Raw genomic sequence first — 17,480 nt, forward strand, 5'->3', positions numbered from 1 at the left:
GTTCACTGACCCGGGCCGCCCGGAGCTGAGCTGTCCGCGTTCGGCTCCGGCTTCAGCGGGTCCACGGGCTGGTCGCCCTTGGCCTGGAGGAGCACGGGCGCGACGTTCCCGGTGCGCAGGCCGGCGCGACCCACCATGTGCGCCCCGACGGGAGTCGTCAGGAGCTGGAAGACCGCGACCAGCAGGAGCATGGTCGCCGACGTCCAGTCCAGCAGGCGGAGCGCCACACCGGCGAGGAGCAGCAGCATCCCGAGCACCTGTGGCTTGGCCACGACGTGCATCCGCGAGAGCAGGTTGTCGAAGCGCACCACGCCGACGCCGGCGGAGAACGAGAAGAAGGCTCCGAGCAGCAGGCAGACGGCTGCTGCCACGTCGGTCACGACGGTCATGGCGTATCCCTCCGGACGTCGTCGTGGTCGGCCGGGGCAGGCTCCGCCGACCCTCCGTCGTCGGGCTGCTCCCGCTTGGGCGGTTCGACGGCGGCGAAGCGGGCGATCGTCACCGACCCGATGAACCCGACCATCGACAGCACCACGAGGATGGGTACCGACTCCGTGCGCCGGGACAGCGCCGCCTCGACCGCGATGGCGCCGACGAGCGCCGTGGTCAGCACGTCGAAGGCCACCGTGCGGTCCAGCATCGACGGGCCGCGCTCCATCCGGACCACGGCGAGCAGCGCGCCCACGGCGAGGAGCGCGGTCGCCACCACTCCGACGGCGATCATCATCGCTGTACCTCCTTGCCTGGCGTGGGTGCGGGCCGGTCGAACGGGTCGACCAGGCCGACCCGGACCAGCTCGTCGTGGGATGCGAAGGCACGCAGCACCCGCGCCTCCAGGGCCAGTGTCGACTCCCGCACTGCGTCGTCGCCGCCCGACCTGTCGAGGTCGAGCACGTGCAGCCGCAAGGTCGCGCTGGGCTGGTCGTGGTCGATGACGAGGGTGCCAGGCACCATGGACGACAGCCCGGCGGTCGTGGCGATGAACAGCTCGGACCGGGTCCGGAGCTGCACGGACACCAACCCGCCCTCCGGGGTGGGTCCCGGCGTCACCGCGGACCACGCCACCTGGAACGACGCGAGCACGAGGTCCGAGACGAACCGGCCGGCCAGGCGGAGCAGCCGGCCCGGCCGCAGGGTCGCGGCCGTGCCGAACGGCGGCAACGGGAACGCCACGGCCACGAGCGCCCCCAGCGCCATGCCGGACAGCACGTTCGCCCAGGACAGGTCGCCCCACAGCAGCACCCAGATCACGGCGCCCACAGCCATCGTCGGCGACAGCCGGGTGAGCCGTCGGGCCCGACGGCGCCACGGGCGCTCGGCCTCGTCGGTATCGGTCATGGCCGGTCCTCCTCGGCGTCGCTCGTGACCTCGTTGGACTCGCCCGTGCCACGGGGCGCCCCGTCGGGGAACACCGCCTCGATATAGGTGTGCCCGTCCATGACGGTGGCGGCCGCCCGCTCGGCGTAGTCGTAGAGCGGACCGGCCACCACGGTGAGGCTCACGCCGACGGCGACCAGCGCCGCCGTCGGGCCGACCATGCCCCAGGGCAGCCGATCCTGCTCCGGCAGGGGCTCCTTGTCGGTGGAGGCCTGCCAGAACGCCTTGTTCCAGGCCCGGATCATCGCGTACAGGGTCAGCAGGGAGGTGACCACGGAACCGGCGACGAGCACCCAGGCGAGCACGGAGCCGTCGAGCACGCCGGCCTCGAGCAGCCCCACCTTGCCGAGGAACCCGGACAGGGGCGGGATGCCCGCGAGGTTCATCGCGGGGACGAAGAACAGGATCGCCAGACCGGGCGCCAGCCGTGCGAGACCGCCCAGCCGGTCGAGCGACGTGGTGCCGCTGCGGCGCTCGATCAGCCCCACGACCAGGAACAGGGCGGTCTGCACGGTGATGTGGTGCACCACGTAGAAGATGGCTGCCGCCGTGCTCGCCTGGGTGGCGAGCGCCACCCCGAAGATCATGTAGCCGATATGGCTCACCAGGGTGAACGACAGCAGACGTTTCACGTCGTCCTGCGCCACCGCGCCCAGGATCCCGACGAGCATCGTGGCGAGGGCCAGCACGAGCAGGACCGCCTCCAGCTTCTCGTTCGACGGGAAGAGGAGGGTCTGGGTGCGCAGGATGGCGTAGACACCGACCTTGGTGAGCAGGCCCGCGAACACGGCGGTGACCGGCGCGGGCGCCGTCGGGTACGAGTCGGGGAGCCACGCGGAGAGCGGGAAGATGGCCGCCTTGATCCCGAAGGCGAGCAGCAGGAGGGCCTGGATCCCCAGCCGCACGCCGGGATCGATGTCGGGCAGGCGTTCGGCGAGCTGGGCCATGTTCACGGTGCCCGTCGCGGCGTAGACCAGGCCGACGGCCAGCAGGAACACGATCGAGCTGAGGAGCGCGACCACCACGTAGACGCTGCCCGCCCGGATCCGTTCGCTGGTACCGCCGAGCGTGAGCAGCACGTACGAGGCGGCCAGCAGGATCTCGAACCCGACATAGAGGTTGAAGAGGTCACCGGCGAGGAAGGCGTCCGCCACGCCGGCGGCCAGGATCAGGTAGGTCGGGTGGAAGATCGCGACCGGCAGCACGTCGCGGCGTCCCGACTCGTCGGCGTCCGGGTCCTGCGCCTCGAGCGCCTCACGCAAGAGCCTCGCGTTCTTCGTCGTCGGTGCCGTCCGCTCGTTGCTGTCGGCGATGCCCTGCGCCATCGAGTACAGGAGCACGCAGAGCAGCATGATGCTGCTGACGAGCAGCATGATCGCGGCCAGCGGGTCGGCCACCAGGTTGACCCCGACGGGTGCGGCCCAGCCGCCGAGGTCGACCACGACCGGCCCGTCGTTCGCCGCGACCACGAGGCCGGCGGCGGCCGCGACCGCCACGGAGAGGGCGACGACGGAGATGACTCGCTGTACCCGCTCGTACCGGTGCAGCGCGAGTGCGAGACCGGCCGCGAACAGCGGCACCAGCACCGGCAGCGGCACGAGGGTCTGTACGGTCCACAGGTTCATGAGCCGGCCCTCCCGCGGGGCGGCAGATCGACGGCCGGGTCCGGGAGAGCTACCTCGTCCCGTGCCGTCACCGCTTCCTCGGCGAGGGTGGGTCCCGACTCCAGCGAGTCGCTGTCGGCGTACGACGGCACGTCCGCGACAGCGAGCCGCGCGATGCGGGTGTCCTCCAGGTCGTCCTGCACCTCGTCGTGGCCGTGCAGCTGCCAGGAGCGGTATGCCATGGCCAGGACGAACGCGACCAGGGCGAGCGTGATCACGATGGACGTCAGGATCATGGCCTGCGCCAGGGGGTCGCTCATCGGTTCCGCCTCGGAGCCGGAGCCGGAGCCGGAGCCGGTGATCGGGGGCGCTCCCGCCCGGCCGCCCGCCACGAGGATCGCGAGGTTGGCGCCGTTGCCCAGCAGCACGAAGCCGAGCAGCACCCGGGTGAGCGACCGCTCCAGCAGCAGGTAGACGCCCGCGGCGAACAGCACGCCGACTGCCAGGAGCAGGGAACCGGAGGGCACGGTGTCGAGCACGATCATGCGCGCTCACCCCCGGCGTGGCTCCCCGCGCGTCCGTGCGAGCCGAGGGCCTGGGCGAACGGTTCGGCCTGCCGGTCCAGCTCCGCGCCGAAGGTGCGCAGGATGTCGATGACCAGGCCGATGACCACGAGGAACACTCCGATGTCGAAGAAGAGGCTGGTGACGAGGTGGATCTCACCCAGCACCGGCACGTACAGGTGGAGGATCGTGCTCTCGAGCGCAGCCTGGCCCGCGAGCAGCGCGACGAGCCCCACGCCGGCCGACAGGAACAGCCCGGTCCCGAGGACGAGGCCCGGGTGCACCGGCGCCGCCTCGCCCAGCTCGTACCGGCCACCGGCCAGGTAGCGGACGGCGAGCGCCAGACCGGCGACGAGCCCGGCCGCGAACCCGCCGCCCGGCGCGTTGTGCCCGCTGAACAGCAGGAACAAGGCGAACAGGATCATCGGGTAGAACAGCACTCGGGTGAGCACCTCGAACAGCACCGACCGCTGGTCGGGGTCGAGCGTCGGCCCGGCGACCAGCCAGGTGCCCTGCCGGACCTGCCGGGAACCGGCGGTGGCGGCCTGCTCGGGGGACCGGTCCCCGTCTGCCGGGTCCAGGCGGAGGACGTCGCCGCTGCGCTGGCGCAGGAAGACGAGTGACGCGACGCCGGTGGCGGCCACCAGGAGCACCGAGATCTCGCCGACGGTGTCCCAGGCGCGGATGTCGACGAGCGTGACGTTGACGATGTTGTGCCCGCCGCCGAAGGCCTCCGCCTCCTCCGCGAAGTCCACGGACACCGGCAGGTGCACCCGCACGAGCGGCGCCGCTGCCACGAACAGCATGACGACCAGCCCGGTGAGCACACCGATCGCGAGCCGTACCCAGCGGCTCGCCGCCAGGGGCCGGTCGGAGAAGTACGGCGGCAGGCGCCGGAGCACCAGCACCATGACGACCAGGGTCAGCGTCTCGCACAGCACCTGGGTCAGCGCGAGGTCGGGGGCGCCGTGCAGCAGGAACAGGGCGGCGTTGCCGTACCCGGCCACGCCCGCGAGGAACACCGCCTTCAGCCGTCGGCGTGCGCGGGCCGTCAGGACGGCGGCCACCACGACCACCAGGACGATGACGAGCTGGGCGGGGCGGTCCCACGGCACCAGGGCGAACGGGCCGAGGTGGAGCACGCCGTCCCGTCCGACGGCGTCGACGGCGACGGGAAGCCCTCCGCCGGCGGGCTGGCCGACCAGCCCGGCCGCCAGGGCGAACCCTGGACCGACGGCGAGCACGACGAGGATCATGCCGAGGTAGAAGGGCAGAGAGCCGCGCTGGGTACCCGCTGTGACGTCGGCGGCGAGCCGGTCCAGCTTCCGCATGAGCCGTCGGTAGACCACGTCGGCGCCGTCGGGGAACCAGAGCGCTGCCTGTACGCGCTCCAGGCGGTCCCGCTGCCAGAAGGCCAGCGCGCCGAGGAGGAGGATGCCTGCGGTGACCGCCAGGACCGGGGTGAATCCCTCCCAGAGGGTGAGGTGCCCCGGCTCGCCGTTCGGGTAGGTGTTCGCGTACGGGGCGAGGAGCTTCTCGCCCGCCTGTGGTACGAGGGCGACGGCGAGGCCGAGCACGGCGAGGACGAGCGGTGGTGCGACCATCCAGAACCGCTGGGGGTGCACCGTCGCAGGGGAGGCGTCGAGCGTGGCGGCCGGCTCGCCGGGTGACTCTTTCCGGGCGCCGTCGCCGGGGAGCCCTTCAGGGTCCGGCAGGGACCGCAGGCGGGGCTTGAAGGCGCCCCAGAGGAACCGCAGCCCGTACGCGACGGTGAGGGCGGATCCGACCGCGACGACGCCGATCATGATCTTGCCCAGCAGATCGCCGTCGTGCGACCAGGCCGCGAGCGCTGCCTCTTTGGCGACGTAGCCTGCGAACGGCGGCAGGCCGATCATCGACGCCGTCGCGAGGGTGGCCGCAAGGGCCGTGACCGGCAGCCGGCGTCCGACACCGGCGAGCCTGCGCAGGTCACGGGTACCCGTCGCCGCGTCGATGACGCCGACGACGAGGAACAGCGACGCCTTGAACATGGCGTGGGCGCCCAGCAGGGCCAGGCCGGCGAGCGCCGTGGCCCGGGTCCCGTAGCCGAGCAGCAGCGTGAGCAGCCCGAGCTGGGAGACCGTGCCGAACGCGAGGACGAGCTTGAGGTCGTGCTGGCGCAGCGCGCGGTAGCCCCCGAGCAGGAGGGTCGCGCTGCCGAGCACGAGCACCACCGTGCGCCAGGCGGCGAGGTCCGAGAACGCGGGTGCGAACCGCGCGATCAGGTAGATGCCTGCTTTCACCATGGCGGCGGCGTGCAGGTAGGCGGAGACGGGCGTGGGGGCCGCCATCGCGGCGGGCAGCCAGAAGTGCGTCGGCACGAGTGCGGACTTGGTGGCGGCGCCGGCCAGCAGGCAGACCACGGCCACCGTGACCGCGGTGCCGGACGGCGGGTCGGCGATCACCTCCGAGAGGCTCCAGGTGCCCGCGGTCACGCCGAGCACGACCACGCCGACCAGCATCGCCAGGCCGCCTGCCGTGGTCACCAGGAGCGCCTGCATGGCGGCGCGGCGGGACGAGGTGCGGTGGGAGTAGTGGCCGATCAGGAGGTAGGAGAACACCGAGGTGAGCTCCCAGAAGACGACCAGCAGGATCAGGTCGTCCGCGATGACCAGGCCGGCCATGACTCCGGCGAACGCCACGAGGTAGCCGCCGAAGCGGCCGAGACCGCGCGCGTCATGGGCGAAGTACGCGCTGCAGTAGAGCAGCACCAGGGTGCCGACGGCACCGACCACGAGCAGCATGACCCAGGACAGCGGGTCGAGCCGGAGGTCGATGGCGAAGCCCAGCGCGGGGATCCAGGGCAGGTGTTCTGCGGGCGGGCGGCCGTCCAGGACGGCCGCCGTCTGGGACAGCGCGTAGACCGTCGCCCCTGCGGGGCCGATGGCGAGCACCCAGAAGGCGCGTCGGCCCAGCGAGTTCACGAGAGCGGGGGCGGCCAGAGCCAGGACCCCATGGGCAAGCAGTACCGGGAGCACGTCCGTGCCGTCCTGTCGGGGCTCGTGGACAGACGACGTCGTGCCTTGCGCTCCGGGTGGGAACCCGGTACGAGTACGGGCCGGCTACCGCGCGAGCGCGGGCGGGTGGGCGATGACTGCCACTTTATCCGCAGGAGTGCGGTGGGGCGTGCAGGAACCTGTGGGCGGCCGCGATCGTTACCCCTGGAGCGAACCTGCCGATCCGTCGTCGTTCATTGGGCCACGAGTCGTGGTTTACGGCCTACGATGGACGACGGCGAAACTTGACGACGACCTGGGAGAACCCGCGTGTCCATCCTCGACAAGGTCCTGCGCATAGGCGAAGGACGTGTCCTGAAGAAGCTGCACTCTGTGGCTGAGCAGGTCAACCGCTTGGAGCCCAGCTTCGTCGAGCTGAGCGACACCGAGCTGCGTGAGGAGACCGCACGTTTCCGGGAACGGCTGGAGCACGGCGCCAGCCTGGACGAGCTCATGCCGGAGGCGTTCGCGGCGATCCGCGAGGCGGCCCGCCGCACGCTCGGCCAACGGCACTTCGACGTCCAGATCATGGGTGGTGCGGCACTGCACCTCGGCAACATCGCCGAGATGCGCACCGGTGAGGGAAAGACGCTGGTGGCGACGACCGCCGCGTACCTCAACGGGCTGACGGGCGACGGCGTCCACGTCATCACCACCAACGACTACCTGGCCAAGTACCAGGGTGACCTGATGGGCCGCGTCTTCCGGTTCATGGGCATGACCACCGGCGTGATCCTGTCGGGCCAGACCCCGGCGCAGCGCCGGGAGATGTACGCGGCGGACATCACGTACGGCACGAACAACGAGTTCGGCTTCGACTACCTGCGCGACAACATGGCCTGGTCCACCGACGACCTGGTGCAGCGCGGGCACAACTTCGCCGTCGTCGACGAGGTCGACTCGATCCTCATCGACGAGGCGCGGACGCCGCTGATCATCTCCGGCCCCGCGGCCGGCGACGCGAACCGCTGGTACAACGAGTTCGCCAAGGTCGTGCGCCGTCTGCGGGCCAAGGCGGGCGACGCCGACACCTCGGCCGACTACGAGGTCGACGAGAAGAAGCGCACCGTCGGCGTGCTCGAGCCTGGCATCGCGAAGATCGAGGACTACCTCGGTATCGACAACCTCTACGAGTCGCTGAACACGCCGCTGATCGGGTTCCTCAACAACGCGATCAAGGCGAAGGAGCTGTTCAAGCGCGACAAGGACTACGTCGTGCTGAACGGCGAGGTCATGATCGTCGACGAGCACACGGGCCGCATCCTCGCGGGCCGCCGCTACAACGAGGGCATGCACCAGGCGATCGAGGCCAAGGAGGGGGTGGAGATCAAGGCGGAGAACCAGACGCTCGCCACGATCACCCTCCAGAACTACTTCCGGCAGTACGACAAGCTGGCCGGGATGACCGGTACGGCCGAGACCGAGGCCGCCGAGTTCCAGAGCACGTACACGCTCGGCGTCGTCCCGATCCCGACGAACAAGGACCCGCAGCGGATCGACCAGCCGGACCTCGTCTACAAGAACGAGGACGGCAAGTTCGACGCGGTCGTCGCGGACATCGTGGAGCGGCACGCCTACGGGCAGCCGGTCCTCGTGGGTACCACCAGCGTCGAGAAGTCGGAGCTCCTGAGCTCCAAGCTCAAGAAGGCCGGCGTGCCGCACAACGTGCTGAACGCGAAGGAGCACGAGCGTGAGGCCGCCGTCATCGCGATGGCGGGCCGCAAGGGCGCTGTCACGGTCGCCACGAACATGGCCGGCCGTGGTACGGACATCATGCTCGGCGGCAACGCCGAGTACCTCGCGGTCGCCGAGCTCGCCGAGCGCGGACTCGACCCGGTCGAGACACCCGACGAGTACGAGGCGGCCTGGCCGCAGGCGCTGGAGAAGGCGAAGGAACGCGTCGCGACGGAGCACGACGAGGTCACGGAGGCCGGTGGCCTCTACGTGCTCGGCACGGAGCGCCACGAGTCCCGCCGGATCGACAACCAGCTGCGTGGCCGTTCCGGCCGGCAGGGTGACCCGGGCGAGTCCCGGTTCTACCTGTCGATGCAGGACGACCTGATGCGTCTGTTCAACTCCGGCCTCGCCGAGTCGATGATGAACCGCGCGGGGTTCCCTGACGACATGCCGCTGGAGTCCAAGATGGTCACGCGCGGCATCATGTCGGCGCAGGGCCAGGTGGAGTCGCGCAACTTCGAGATCCGCAAGAACGTGCTGAAGTACGACGACGTGCTCTCCCGGCAGCGCACGGTCATCTACGCCGAGCGCCTCCGGGTGCTCGAGGGCGAAGACATGCACGAGCAGATCCAGCACTTCCTCACCGACACCATCACCGACTACGTGACCAACGCGACGGCGGGCGGCACCGCGGAGCAGTGGGACCTGGACGCCCTGTGGACGGCGCTCAAGGCCGTGTACCCGGTGTCGCTGACGCCGGAGGAGGTCGCGGAGGAGGCGGGCGGTGCCGACCGGCTCACGGCCGAGATGCTGCTGGAAGAGATCCTGTCCGACGCGCGGGTGGCCTACCAGGCGCGTGAGGACGAGCTGACGTCCCCGGCCATGCGCCAGCTCGAGCGCCGCGTGGTGCTCTCCGTGCTGGACCGCAAGTGGCGGGAGCACCTCTACGAGATGGACTACCTCAAGGAGGGCATCGGTCTGCGGGCCATGGCCCAGCGGGACCCGCTGGTCGAGTACCAGCGCGAGGGTTTCCAGCTGTTCCAGGCCATGACCGACGCCATCAAGGAGGAGTCGGTCGGGTTCCTGTTCAACCTCGAGGTCACGGTGCAGCAGCCGGGCGCCGAGCAGGCCGGCGACGGCGGCTCGGAGCTGCCGGCTGCCGGACCGGTGCCGCCGCGCGGACGCCTGGGTACCGGCCAGCCGGACGCCCCGCCCACCGCGCAGCTGCCGGTGGTGGCGCCGCCGGCCGCTCAGGGACAGGCTCAGCCGCCCGCACCGCGCCAGCGGCGTGCGGCCGGTGCCGCGACGGAGCCGATCCTGCTCGCGAAGGGGCTCGACGCCCCGAACCGGCAGCAGCCGCTGACGTACTCGGCACCGAGCGAGGACGGCTCGGGCTCGGCGTTCGTGCAGTCGTCGGACGGCGCCCGCCGCCGGGCGGCGCTGCACGGTGAGGCGACCGCCGCCACGAGCGACGGCCGTACGTTCCCCGGCACGCCCCGCAACGCGCAGTGCCCGTGCGGTTCGGGCAAGAAGTACAAGGTCTGCCACGGGGTCAACGAGGCCTGACCGCCCACGCCGCAGGAGCACGTGCCTGGTCTCGACGGGCTCGACCACGATGGTCGAGCTCGTCGAGACCAGGCACGCTCGCGTTCGGCGCGCTGTCGTGAGACACGGCTCTCGCGTGTCAGACGCTGCGGTTACCCTGATCGCAACGTCCGGAACTCCCCGTGTGGACCCTGCACCGGACCGGACCGTTCCCCGAAGACGAAAGCAGGATCGCTGTGCCTGTCCACGTTCCTGAGCCCGCACGCGGGCTGCGCGTTGCACTGCTCGGCTGTGGCGTCGTGGGCACCGAGGTGGCTCGGATGCTCCTCGACCAGGGTGCGGATCTCGCCGCCCGGGTCGGTGCCCCGCTGGAGCTCGCCGGGATCGCGGTCCGCGACGCGGACCGTCCCCGTGACGCGGTCATACCCCGCGACCTCCTGACAGAGGACGTGGAGTCGCTGGTCGACGACGCGGACATCGTCATCGAGGTGATGGGTGGCATCGAGCCGGCGCGTGGTCTGCTGCTCCGCGCCATCGAGAGCGGGGCCGCCGTGGTCACGGCGAACAAGGCGCTCCTGGCCGCGGACGGACCAACGCTCTACAAGGCAGCCGACTCGGCAGGCGTCGACATCTACTACGAGGCCGCCGTGGCGGGCGCCATCCCCATCGTGCGCCCCGTGCGAGAGTCCCTGGCGGGCGACTACGTGCGCCGTGTCCTCGGCATCGTCAACGGCACCACGAACTACGTGCTGGACCAGATGGCCACGAGCGGCCTCGACCTCGAAGAGGCGGTCAAGCAGGCCCAGGAGCTCGGCTACGCGGAGGCGGACCCCACCGCGGACGTCGAGGGGTACGACGCCGCCGCGAAGGCCGCGATCCTCGCCAGCCTGGCCTTCCACACCCGCGTCTCGGCCGACGACGTCGCCCGTGAGGGCATCACCGGCGTCACCCCGGACGACGTCGCCTGGGCGGCCCGGACGGGCCATGCCCTGAAGCTGCTGGCCATCGCCGAGCAGACCGGCGAGGGTGTGTCCGTGCGGGTGCACCCGGCGCTGGTACCGCTGGAGCACCCGCTAGCCGGCGTCAAGGGCGCGTTCAACGCGATCTTCGTCGAGGCGGACGCCGCCGGCCCGCTCATGTTCTACGGCCAGGGTGCCGGTGGTCGGCCCACCGCGTCGGCAGTGCTGGGCGACGTCGTCTCGGCGGCGCGTCACCGCGTGCTCGGCGGCAAGGGCCCGCAGGAGTCCATCTACGCGGCCCGTCCGCTGCTGCCTGCGGACGCCGCGGTCACGCGCTACCAGGTCCGCCTGCTCGTCGCCGACCTCCCGGGCGTCCTCGCCCAGGTCGCGGGGGTCGTGGGCGACCACGGCGTGTCGATCGACACGATGCGCCAGACTGGTCCCTCCGAGGGCACCGCAGAGCTGCTCCTGACCACCCACGCCGCCCGTGAGGCGTCGTTGGCTGCCACCATCGCGGCGGTGCGCAACCTCGAACCGGTCCGCGAGATCACGTCCGTCCTGAGAGTTGAAGGCTGAACCCGTGCCTCCTGTGCTGCCCGCTGAACCGAACCTCCCCTCCGCCGCCTCCGGTGGACCGGCCACGTCGCGCCTGTGGCGTGGCGTGATCGCCGAGTACGCCGACCGCATGCCCGCCCACGTGCAGCGCAAGATCGTGACGCTTGGCGAGGGTGGGACACCGCTGGTGCCTGCCCCGGCGCTGTCCGAGCGCACCGGCGCCGACGTCTACGTCAAGGTCGAGGGCATGAACCCGACCGGCTCGTTCAAGGACCGCGGCATGACCGCGGCGATCTCCGCGGCGGCCGGCCGTGGCGCCCGGGTCGTGGTGTGCGCGTCGACCGGCAACACGTCGGCGTCGGCCGCCGCGTACGCGACGCGTGCGGGCATGATCTGCGCGGTGCTCGTGCCGGACGGCAAGATCGCCATGGGCAAGCTGAGCCAGGCCGTCGCGCACGGCGCGCGCCTGCTGCAGGTGGACGGCAACTTCGACGACTGCCTCGTGGCGGCCCGCAAGCTCGCGGACACCCACCCGGTGGAGCTCGTGAACTCCGTGAACCCGGACCGCATCGAGGGCCAGAAGACCGCCGCGTTCGAGATCGTGGACGCGTTGGGCGACGCCCCGGACATCCACCTGCTGCCGGTCGGCAACGCCGGCAACATCACCGCGTACTGGAAGGGCTTCCGGGAGTACGCGGAGGCCGGGGTCGCGAGCCGCGTGCCGGCGATGTGGGGCTTCCAGGCCGCCGGCGCCGCGCCGATCGTGAAGGGCCACCCGGTGGACGAGCCCGACACCATCGCCACCGCCATCCGCATCGGCAACCCCGCCTCCTGGCAGCTCGCCGAGGAGGCCAGGGACGCGTCCGGAGGTGTCATCGAGGCTGTGACGGACGAGCAGATCCTCGCGGCGCACCGGATCCTCTCCGCCGAGGTGGGCGTGTTCGTCGAGCCTGCCTCCGCGGCAGGCGTCGCAGGCCTCCTGGCGCGGCACGAGCGCGGTCTCGTCCCCGCTGGGGCCCGCATCACCATCACCGTGACCGGGCACGGGCTCAAGGACCCGAGCTGGGCGCTGCGCACGCCCGACGGCGGCGACGTGGAACCCGTGCGGGTGTCCGCCGACGTCGTCTCGATAGCCGACGCACTGTCACTCTGATGCAGCTCGGCGCCGACCACGTGCGGGTCCGGGTGCCCGCGACGAGCGCGAACCTCGGGCCGGGGTTCGACTCCCTCGGCCTGGCCCTCGCCCTGTACGACGAGGTCGAGGTGCGCCTCGTGGCGAGCTCCGACGTGGTGGTCGAGGTCGTCGGCGAGGGCGCGGGGGACGTGCCGCTGGGGGAGGACCACCTGGTGGTGCGCGCGCTGCGTCGCACCATGGAGCTGGCCGGTGCTGTACCCACCGGTATCCACATGACGTGCCACAACGTGATCCCGCACGGCCGGGGGCTCGGGTCGTCGTCGGCGGCGGTGGTGGCAGGGATCGTCGCCGCGCGCGCCCTGCTGGCCGACCCGCGGGCGGTCGACGCCGCCACGGTGCTCGCGCTCGCCACGGAGTTCGAGGGCCATCCCGACAACGCGGCGCCCGCCATCCAGGGCGGGGCCACCGTCGCGTGGACCACCGACGACGGGCCCCACGCCGTCGGCCTCGACGTCGACCCGACGATCGAGGCGACCGTGCTGGTTCCCGACGCGCGGCTCGCCACCTCCCGGGCGCGGGCCGCACTGCCCGAGCGGGTGTCGCACGGCGACGCGGCGTTCACAGCGGGCCGTGCGGCGCTGCTGGTCGAGGCCCTGGCGAGGCGCCCGGAGCTGCTGTTCGACGCGACGGAGGACCGCCTGCACCAGCCGTACCGCGCTGCCGTCCTCGGGGCCTCCAGCGAGCTGCTGAGGGCCCTGCGGGACGAGGGCGTCCCTGCGACCGTCTCGGGCGCAGGGCCGACCGTCCTGGTGCTCGCCGGACCGGGCCACCGGGCACGGCGGGACGCCGTCCTGGCGGATCTCGTGGACGAGACGGCGGGGTGGCGACGGATCAGCCCAGGGATCGACATGACCGGCGCACGCGCGCGAAGGATCTCCGGACACCCGGGTGCGCTATCGTCCGGTTCGTCAGGTGCAACCGAGCGTCATGTCGTGCCAGGATCGCCAGCAGTACGGGGTGGTAGTATGCAGTGAACCTTCGGGATCGCACGTCCTGAGCCATGGTGGCTGGAACTCGGACTCAACTTCGGTTCTTCACCGCCTGATCCGGCAGAGCTACTCACAGAGTCTCAGCCGCTCAACCGTGCCCGTTGCAGGCCGTGACCAACGGCCACCGCATCTCGCGAGAAGGCAGACAACGCCCCCGTCAGCCGTCGTCGTCGTACCACGGATGCGAGGTTTTCCGCGTTCCGGCCATTCAGCGCCGGGCGCCCACCATCCCGCGGCCCGCGATCACGCGATCAGCCGCAGTTCGAGGGGGAAGGGTCCTTCGTGACAGACACCACCGATAACGCTCAGTCAGCTGTCGGCCGTACGGCCGGAACCGGAGCGCTGAGCAGCATGCGCCTCGCCGAGCTCCAGGCACTCGCCGGAGACCTGGGCGTGAAGGGCACCTCCAGGATGCGCAAGAGCGACCTCGTGGACACCATCCGCGAGAAGACGGGCGGCGCGACGAAGCGTTCGGACCGTGCCGCCTCCGCCTCCGCAGAGAAGCCCACCAGCAACGGCAAGCCCGCCCGCGCCGAGGCGCCGGTGGACAAGCCCGCCCGTGCCGAGGCGCCGGTCGCCGCCGCCGAGGTCGCCACCTCGGGTGTGCGCGCCGACGCGAGCACGGAAGCCGACAAGGCTGCTCGCCTGGCCCAGCTGGCCGAGGCCGTCGCGGCTCCGCGCGAGCAGGGCGGCGGACGTCGCTCCGGCCGCGGTCAGGGCGCCCCGGAAGGGAACGCCGAGAAGGCCGGCGACGACAAGGGCCGGAACGGCCAGGCCGGCCGGCAGAGCGCCCGTGGCACCGACCGCGCCAACGAGCGTGGCAACGCCACCGACCGTGCGAACGATCGCACCGCCGACCGGGCCGAGCGTGGCAACGCCCGCAGCGTCGAGCGGAGCACCGACCGCACCACCGACCGCACCACCGACTCCGAGGAGGACCGCAACTCGCGTCGCCGTCGGGGCCGGGAAAGGGGTCGGGACCGCAAGCGCGGCCGCGGCCGCCAGGGCCCGGACGTCGCCGGTCTCGAGAACGTCCCCGAGGTGCGGGAGGACGACGTGCTGCTGCCCGTCGCCGGCATCCTGGACATCCTCGACAACTACGCGTTCGTGCGGACGTCGGGCTACCTGCCCGGCAACAACGATGTGTACGTGTCGCTGAACCAGGTCAAGAAGTCCGGCCTGCGCCGCGGCGACGCCGTCGTCGGGGCCGTGCGCCAGCCACGCGACGGCGAGGAGCCGCCGACGCAGCCGACCGGGCGCAATGCCAAGGTCAACAAGGTCAACGCCCTGGTGCGCCTGGACTCCGTGAACGGCATGACGCCGGAGGAGGCGCGTGAGCGCCCCGAGTTCACCAAGCTGACGCCGCTGTACCCGCAGGAGCGCCTGCGCCTGGAGAACCCCGAGGCGACCAAGCTCACGCCGCGCGTGATCGACATCGTCGCCCCGATCGGCAAGGGCCAGCGTGGCCTCATCGTCGCGCCGCCCAAGGCAGGCAAGACGCTGATGATGCAGCAGATCGCCAACGCGATCTCGCTCAACAACCCTGAGGTCCACCTCATGGTCGTGCTGGTCGACGAGCGTCCGGAAGAGGTCACCGACTTCGAGCGTTCGGTGAAGGGCGAGGTCATCTCCTCGACGTTCGACCGGCACGCCTCCGACCACACGCTGGTCGCCGAGCTCGCCATCGAGCGCGCCAAGCGTCTCGTGGAGCTGGGTCAGGACGTCGTGGTGCTGCTCGACGGCATCACCCGCCTGTCGCGCGCCTACAACCTGGCCGCACCGGCGTCGGGCCGCATCCTGTCCGGTGGTGTGGACGCCGCCGCGCTCTACCCGCCCAAGAAGTTCTTCGGCGCCGCCCGCAACATCGAGGACGGCGGCTCGCTGACCATCCTGGCCACCGCCCTGGTCGAGACCGGGTCGAAGATGGACGAGGTGATCTTCGAGGAGTTCAAGGGCACCGGCAACATGGAGCTGCGGCTCTCGCGGTCCCTGGCCGAGAAGCGCATCTTCCCGGCGATCGACGTCAACGGCTCGAGCACGCGTCGTGAGGAGATCCTCATGTCGAAGGACGAGCTCACGATCGTCTACAAGCTGCGCCGCGTCATGGGTGCGCTCGACCAGACGCAGGCCGCCGAGCTGCTGCTCGGACAGCTCAAGAAGACCAAGACCAACGTCGAGTTCCTGCTGCACGTGCAGAAGACGACGCCGGGTGGTCTGACGGACGACGACAACGTGGGCGAGACCGTCTGAGCCGGAGGTGAAGCGCAGGGTGCGGCCCGAGGTACGAGGGACTCGCCCGTAGCGGAACCGCAGGCTCGGACGGCAACGAGCCCGTCTGATCCATGTCACATCAGTCTCCCTCGCCCGCACGGGCGAGGTAGTGGCAGAATGAATGGCTGGCTCGCTGGTTCACGTCACTGCGATTCTGCAGGGCGACCCAGCGGCATCACACCAAGGAGCAACATGAGGGCTGGTATCCACCCCGAGTACGTCGTCACCGAGGTCACCTGCACCTGCGGTAACACGTTCACCACGCGCAGCACCGAGACGTCCGGCAAGATCTCCGCCGACGTGTGCAGCGCCTGCCACCCGTTCTACACGGGCAAGCAGAAGATCATGGACACCGGTGGCCGCGTGGCCCGGTTCCAGGCGCGCTACGGCAAGAAGGACGCCGACAAGTAGCGACTTCGCAGCGCCGGTGGTCCGGCCCGACAACCTCTCCAGGGGCAGTCGGGCACCGGACCACCGGCGCTGTTCGTTTCCCCGGCCCGCCGGAGCTTTGCTGGGGGCGCGACCGTTGCGCCTACGACGGACAGCCAGTCGCCAAGATCGCGCCCACAACCAAGGAGACCTCGTGACCGAGTCGTCGTTCGCCGCCGTCGGGCCGTTGCTCAGCGAGCACACCGAGATCGAGTCGGCACTGGCCGACCCCGCCGTGCACGCGGATGCCGGGCGCGCGCGCACCCTGGGGCGGCGGTACGCGGAGCTCAACCAGGTGGTGGGTGCGTACCGCGCCTGGGAGCAGGCGCACGACGACGCAGAGGCCGCCGCCGAGCTGGCCGTCGAGGACGCCTCGTTCGCCGCGGAGCTGCCGGTCCTCAAGGAGGCCGAGGCGGTGGCGGAGGAGAAGCTGCGCCGCGTGCTGGTGCCCCGCGACCCCGACGACGGCCGCGACGCCATCCTTGAGATCAAGGCGGGCGAGGGCGGCGAGGAGTCGGCCCTGTTCGCCGGCGACCTGCTGCGCATGTACCTGCGCTTCGCGGAGCAGCAGGGCTGGTCCACGCAGCTGCTGGAGGCCACCGCGTCCGATCTGGGCGGTTACAAGGACGTGCAGGTCGCCGTCAAGGCGAAGAACGTCCAGGGTCCAGAGGACGGCGTCTGGCACAGCCTCAAGTACGAGGGCGGCGTGCACCGTGTGCAGCGGGTCCCCGTCACGGAGTCGCAGGGCCGCATCCACACGTCGGCGGCCGGCGTGCTGGTGTTCCCGGAGGTCGACGACCCGGGCGAGCTCGAGATCGACCAGAACGACCTGCGCATCGACGTCTACCGCTCGTCCGGTCCCGGTGGGCAGTCCGTCAACACCACGGACTCCGCGGTCCGCATCACGCACCTGCCCACGGGCATCGTCGTCTCGATGCAGAACGAGAAGTCCCAGCTGCAGAACCGCGAGCAGGCCATGCGGGTGCTGCGGGCGCGCCTCCTGGCGGCGCAGGCCGAGGCCGCCGCCGCGGAGTCCGCAGAGCTGCGCCGTTCGCAGGTGCGGACCGTCGACCGCTCCGAGCGGATCCGGACGTACAACTATCCGGAGAACCGGATCGTCGACCACCGCACCGGGTACAAGGCCTACAACCTCGATCAGGTGCTCGACGGTGATCTGGGCCCCGTCGTGCGGTCGGCGATCGACGCGGACGAGGCGGAGCGGCTCGCGGCGGCGTCGGGTGTCTGAGGCTCGGTCCGGACCGGTATTGCTTGACGGGCAGG

General features: G+C 71.2%; 13 protein-coding genes and 1 pseudogene. 8 read left to right on the forward strand and 6 right to left on the reverse strand.

Annotation, left to right across the window (positions count from 1 at the left end; translation table 11 throughout):
* Positions 1 to 2: 2 nt before the first annotated feature.
* The 6 genes from mnhG to APR04_RS18150 are packed head-to-tail and all read right to left on the reverse strand — an operon-like array spanning position 3 to position 6,561.
* Positions 3 to 389 (reverse strand): monovalent cation/H(+) antiporter subunit G, encoded by a 387-nt coding sequence (mnhG, locus tag APR04_RS18125; RefSeq protein WP_253872654.1) that lies wholly within the window; start codon positions 387 to 389, stop codon positions 3 to 5.
* Positions 386 to 727 carry an MrpF/PhaF family protein gene (locus tag APR04_RS18130; RefSeq protein ID WP_253872657.1) on the reverse strand — a complete coding sequence of 114 codons (342 nt, stop codon included), beginning with the start codon at positions 725 to 727 and terminating at the stop codon, positions 386 to 388. The genes mnhG and APR04_RS18130 overlap by 4 nt, the downstream gene beginning before the upstream one ends.
* Entirely contained in the window at positions 724 to 1,338 is a 615-nt protein-coding gene (locus APR04_RS18135; protein WP_253872659.1) for a Na+/H+ antiporter subunit E, read from the reverse strand. The genes APR04_RS18130 and APR04_RS18135 overlap by 4 nt, the downstream gene beginning before the upstream one ends.
* A complete protein-coding gene (locus APR04_RS18140) occupies positions 1,335 to 3,002 on the reverse strand; it encodes a Na+/H+ antiporter subunit D (protein ID WP_253872662.1) in 1,668 nt (555 codons plus the stop codon). The genes APR04_RS18135 and APR04_RS18140 overlap by 4 nt, the downstream gene beginning before the upstream one ends.
* Entirely contained in the window at positions 2,999 to 3,526 is a 528-nt protein-coding gene (locus APR04_RS18145; RefSeq protein ID WP_253872663.1) for a Na(+)/H(+) antiporter subunit C, read from the reverse strand. The genes APR04_RS18140 and APR04_RS18145 overlap by 4 nt, the downstream gene beginning before the upstream one ends.
* Positions 3,523 to 6,561, reverse strand: coding sequence for a Na+/H+ antiporter subunit A (locus APR04_RS18150; RefSeq protein WP_253872665.1), 3,039 nt, complete (start codon positions 6,559 to 6,561; stop codon positions 3,523 to 3,525). Before APR04_RS18150 ends, APR04_RS18145 begins: the two co-directional genes overlap by 4 nt.
* Positions 6,562 to 6,849: 288 nt before the next feature.
* Here APR04_RS18150 and secA point away from each other — a divergent pair.
* The 8 genes and pseudogenes from secA to prfA all read left to right on the forward strand — a co-directional run.
* A pseudogene (gene secA, locus APR04_RS18155) lies at positions 6,850 to 9,366 on the forward strand (preprotein translocase subunit SecA); the annotation flags it as partial.
* A 294-nt stretch (positions 9,367 to 9,660) separates the two neighbouring features.
* A complete protein-coding gene (locus APR04_RS31420) occupies positions 9,661 to 9,822 on the forward strand; it encodes an SEC-C metal-binding domain-containing protein (protein WP_417629356.1) in 162 nt (53 codons plus the stop codon).
* Between the two features lie 215 nt (positions 9,823 to 10,037).
* Positions 10,038 to 11,336, forward strand: a complete 1,299-nt coding sequence (locus tag APR04_RS18160) for a homoserine dehydrogenase (protein ID WP_253872668.1) — start codon at positions 10,038 to 10,040, stop codon at positions 11,334 to 11,336.
* Between the two features lie 73 nt (positions 11,337 to 11,409).
* The gene (gene thrC, locus APR04_RS18165) at positions 11,410 to 12,468 is read left to right on the forward strand and encodes a threonine synthase (RefSeq protein WP_301312694.1); all 1,059 of its coding nucleotides are present in this window, start codon (positions 11,410 to 11,412) and stop codon (positions 12,466 to 12,468) included.
* Positions 12,468 to 13,484: a homoserine kinase gene (thrB, locus tag APR04_RS18170; protein ID WP_253872670.1), complete on the forward strand. Its 1,017-nt coding sequence runs from the start codon at positions 12,468 to 12,470 to the stop codon at positions 13,482 to 13,484. The genes thrC and thrB overlap by 1 nt, the downstream gene beginning before the upstream one ends.
* A gap of 297 nt (positions 13,485 to 13,781) precedes the next feature.
* A complete protein-coding gene (rho, locus tag APR04_RS18175; protein ID WP_253872671.1) occupies positions 13,782 to 15,749 on the forward strand; it encodes a transcription termination factor Rho in 1,968 nt (655 codons plus the stop codon).
* 213 nt (positions 15,750 to 15,962) lie between these two features.
* Positions 15,963 to 16,181 (forward strand): 50S ribosomal protein L31, encoded by a 219-nt coding sequence (gene rpmE / locus APR04_RS18180; protein ID WP_253872673.1) that lies wholly within the window; start codon positions 15,963 to 15,965, stop codon positions 16,179 to 16,181.
* Between the two features lie 172 nt (positions 16,182 to 16,353).
* Positions 16,354 to 17,445, forward strand: a complete 1,092-nt coding sequence (gene prfA / locus APR04_RS18185) for a peptide chain release factor 1 (protein WP_253872675.1) — start codon at positions 16,354 to 16,356, stop codon at positions 17,443 to 17,445.
* Positions 17,446 to 17,480: the final 35 nt, after the last annotated feature.

It is taken from the genome of Promicromonospora umidemergens (assembly GCF_024171995.1).
GTDB classification, from domain to species: Bacteria; Actinomycetota; Actinomycetes; order Actinomycetales; family Cellulomonadaceae; genus Promicromonospora; species Promicromonospora umidemergens.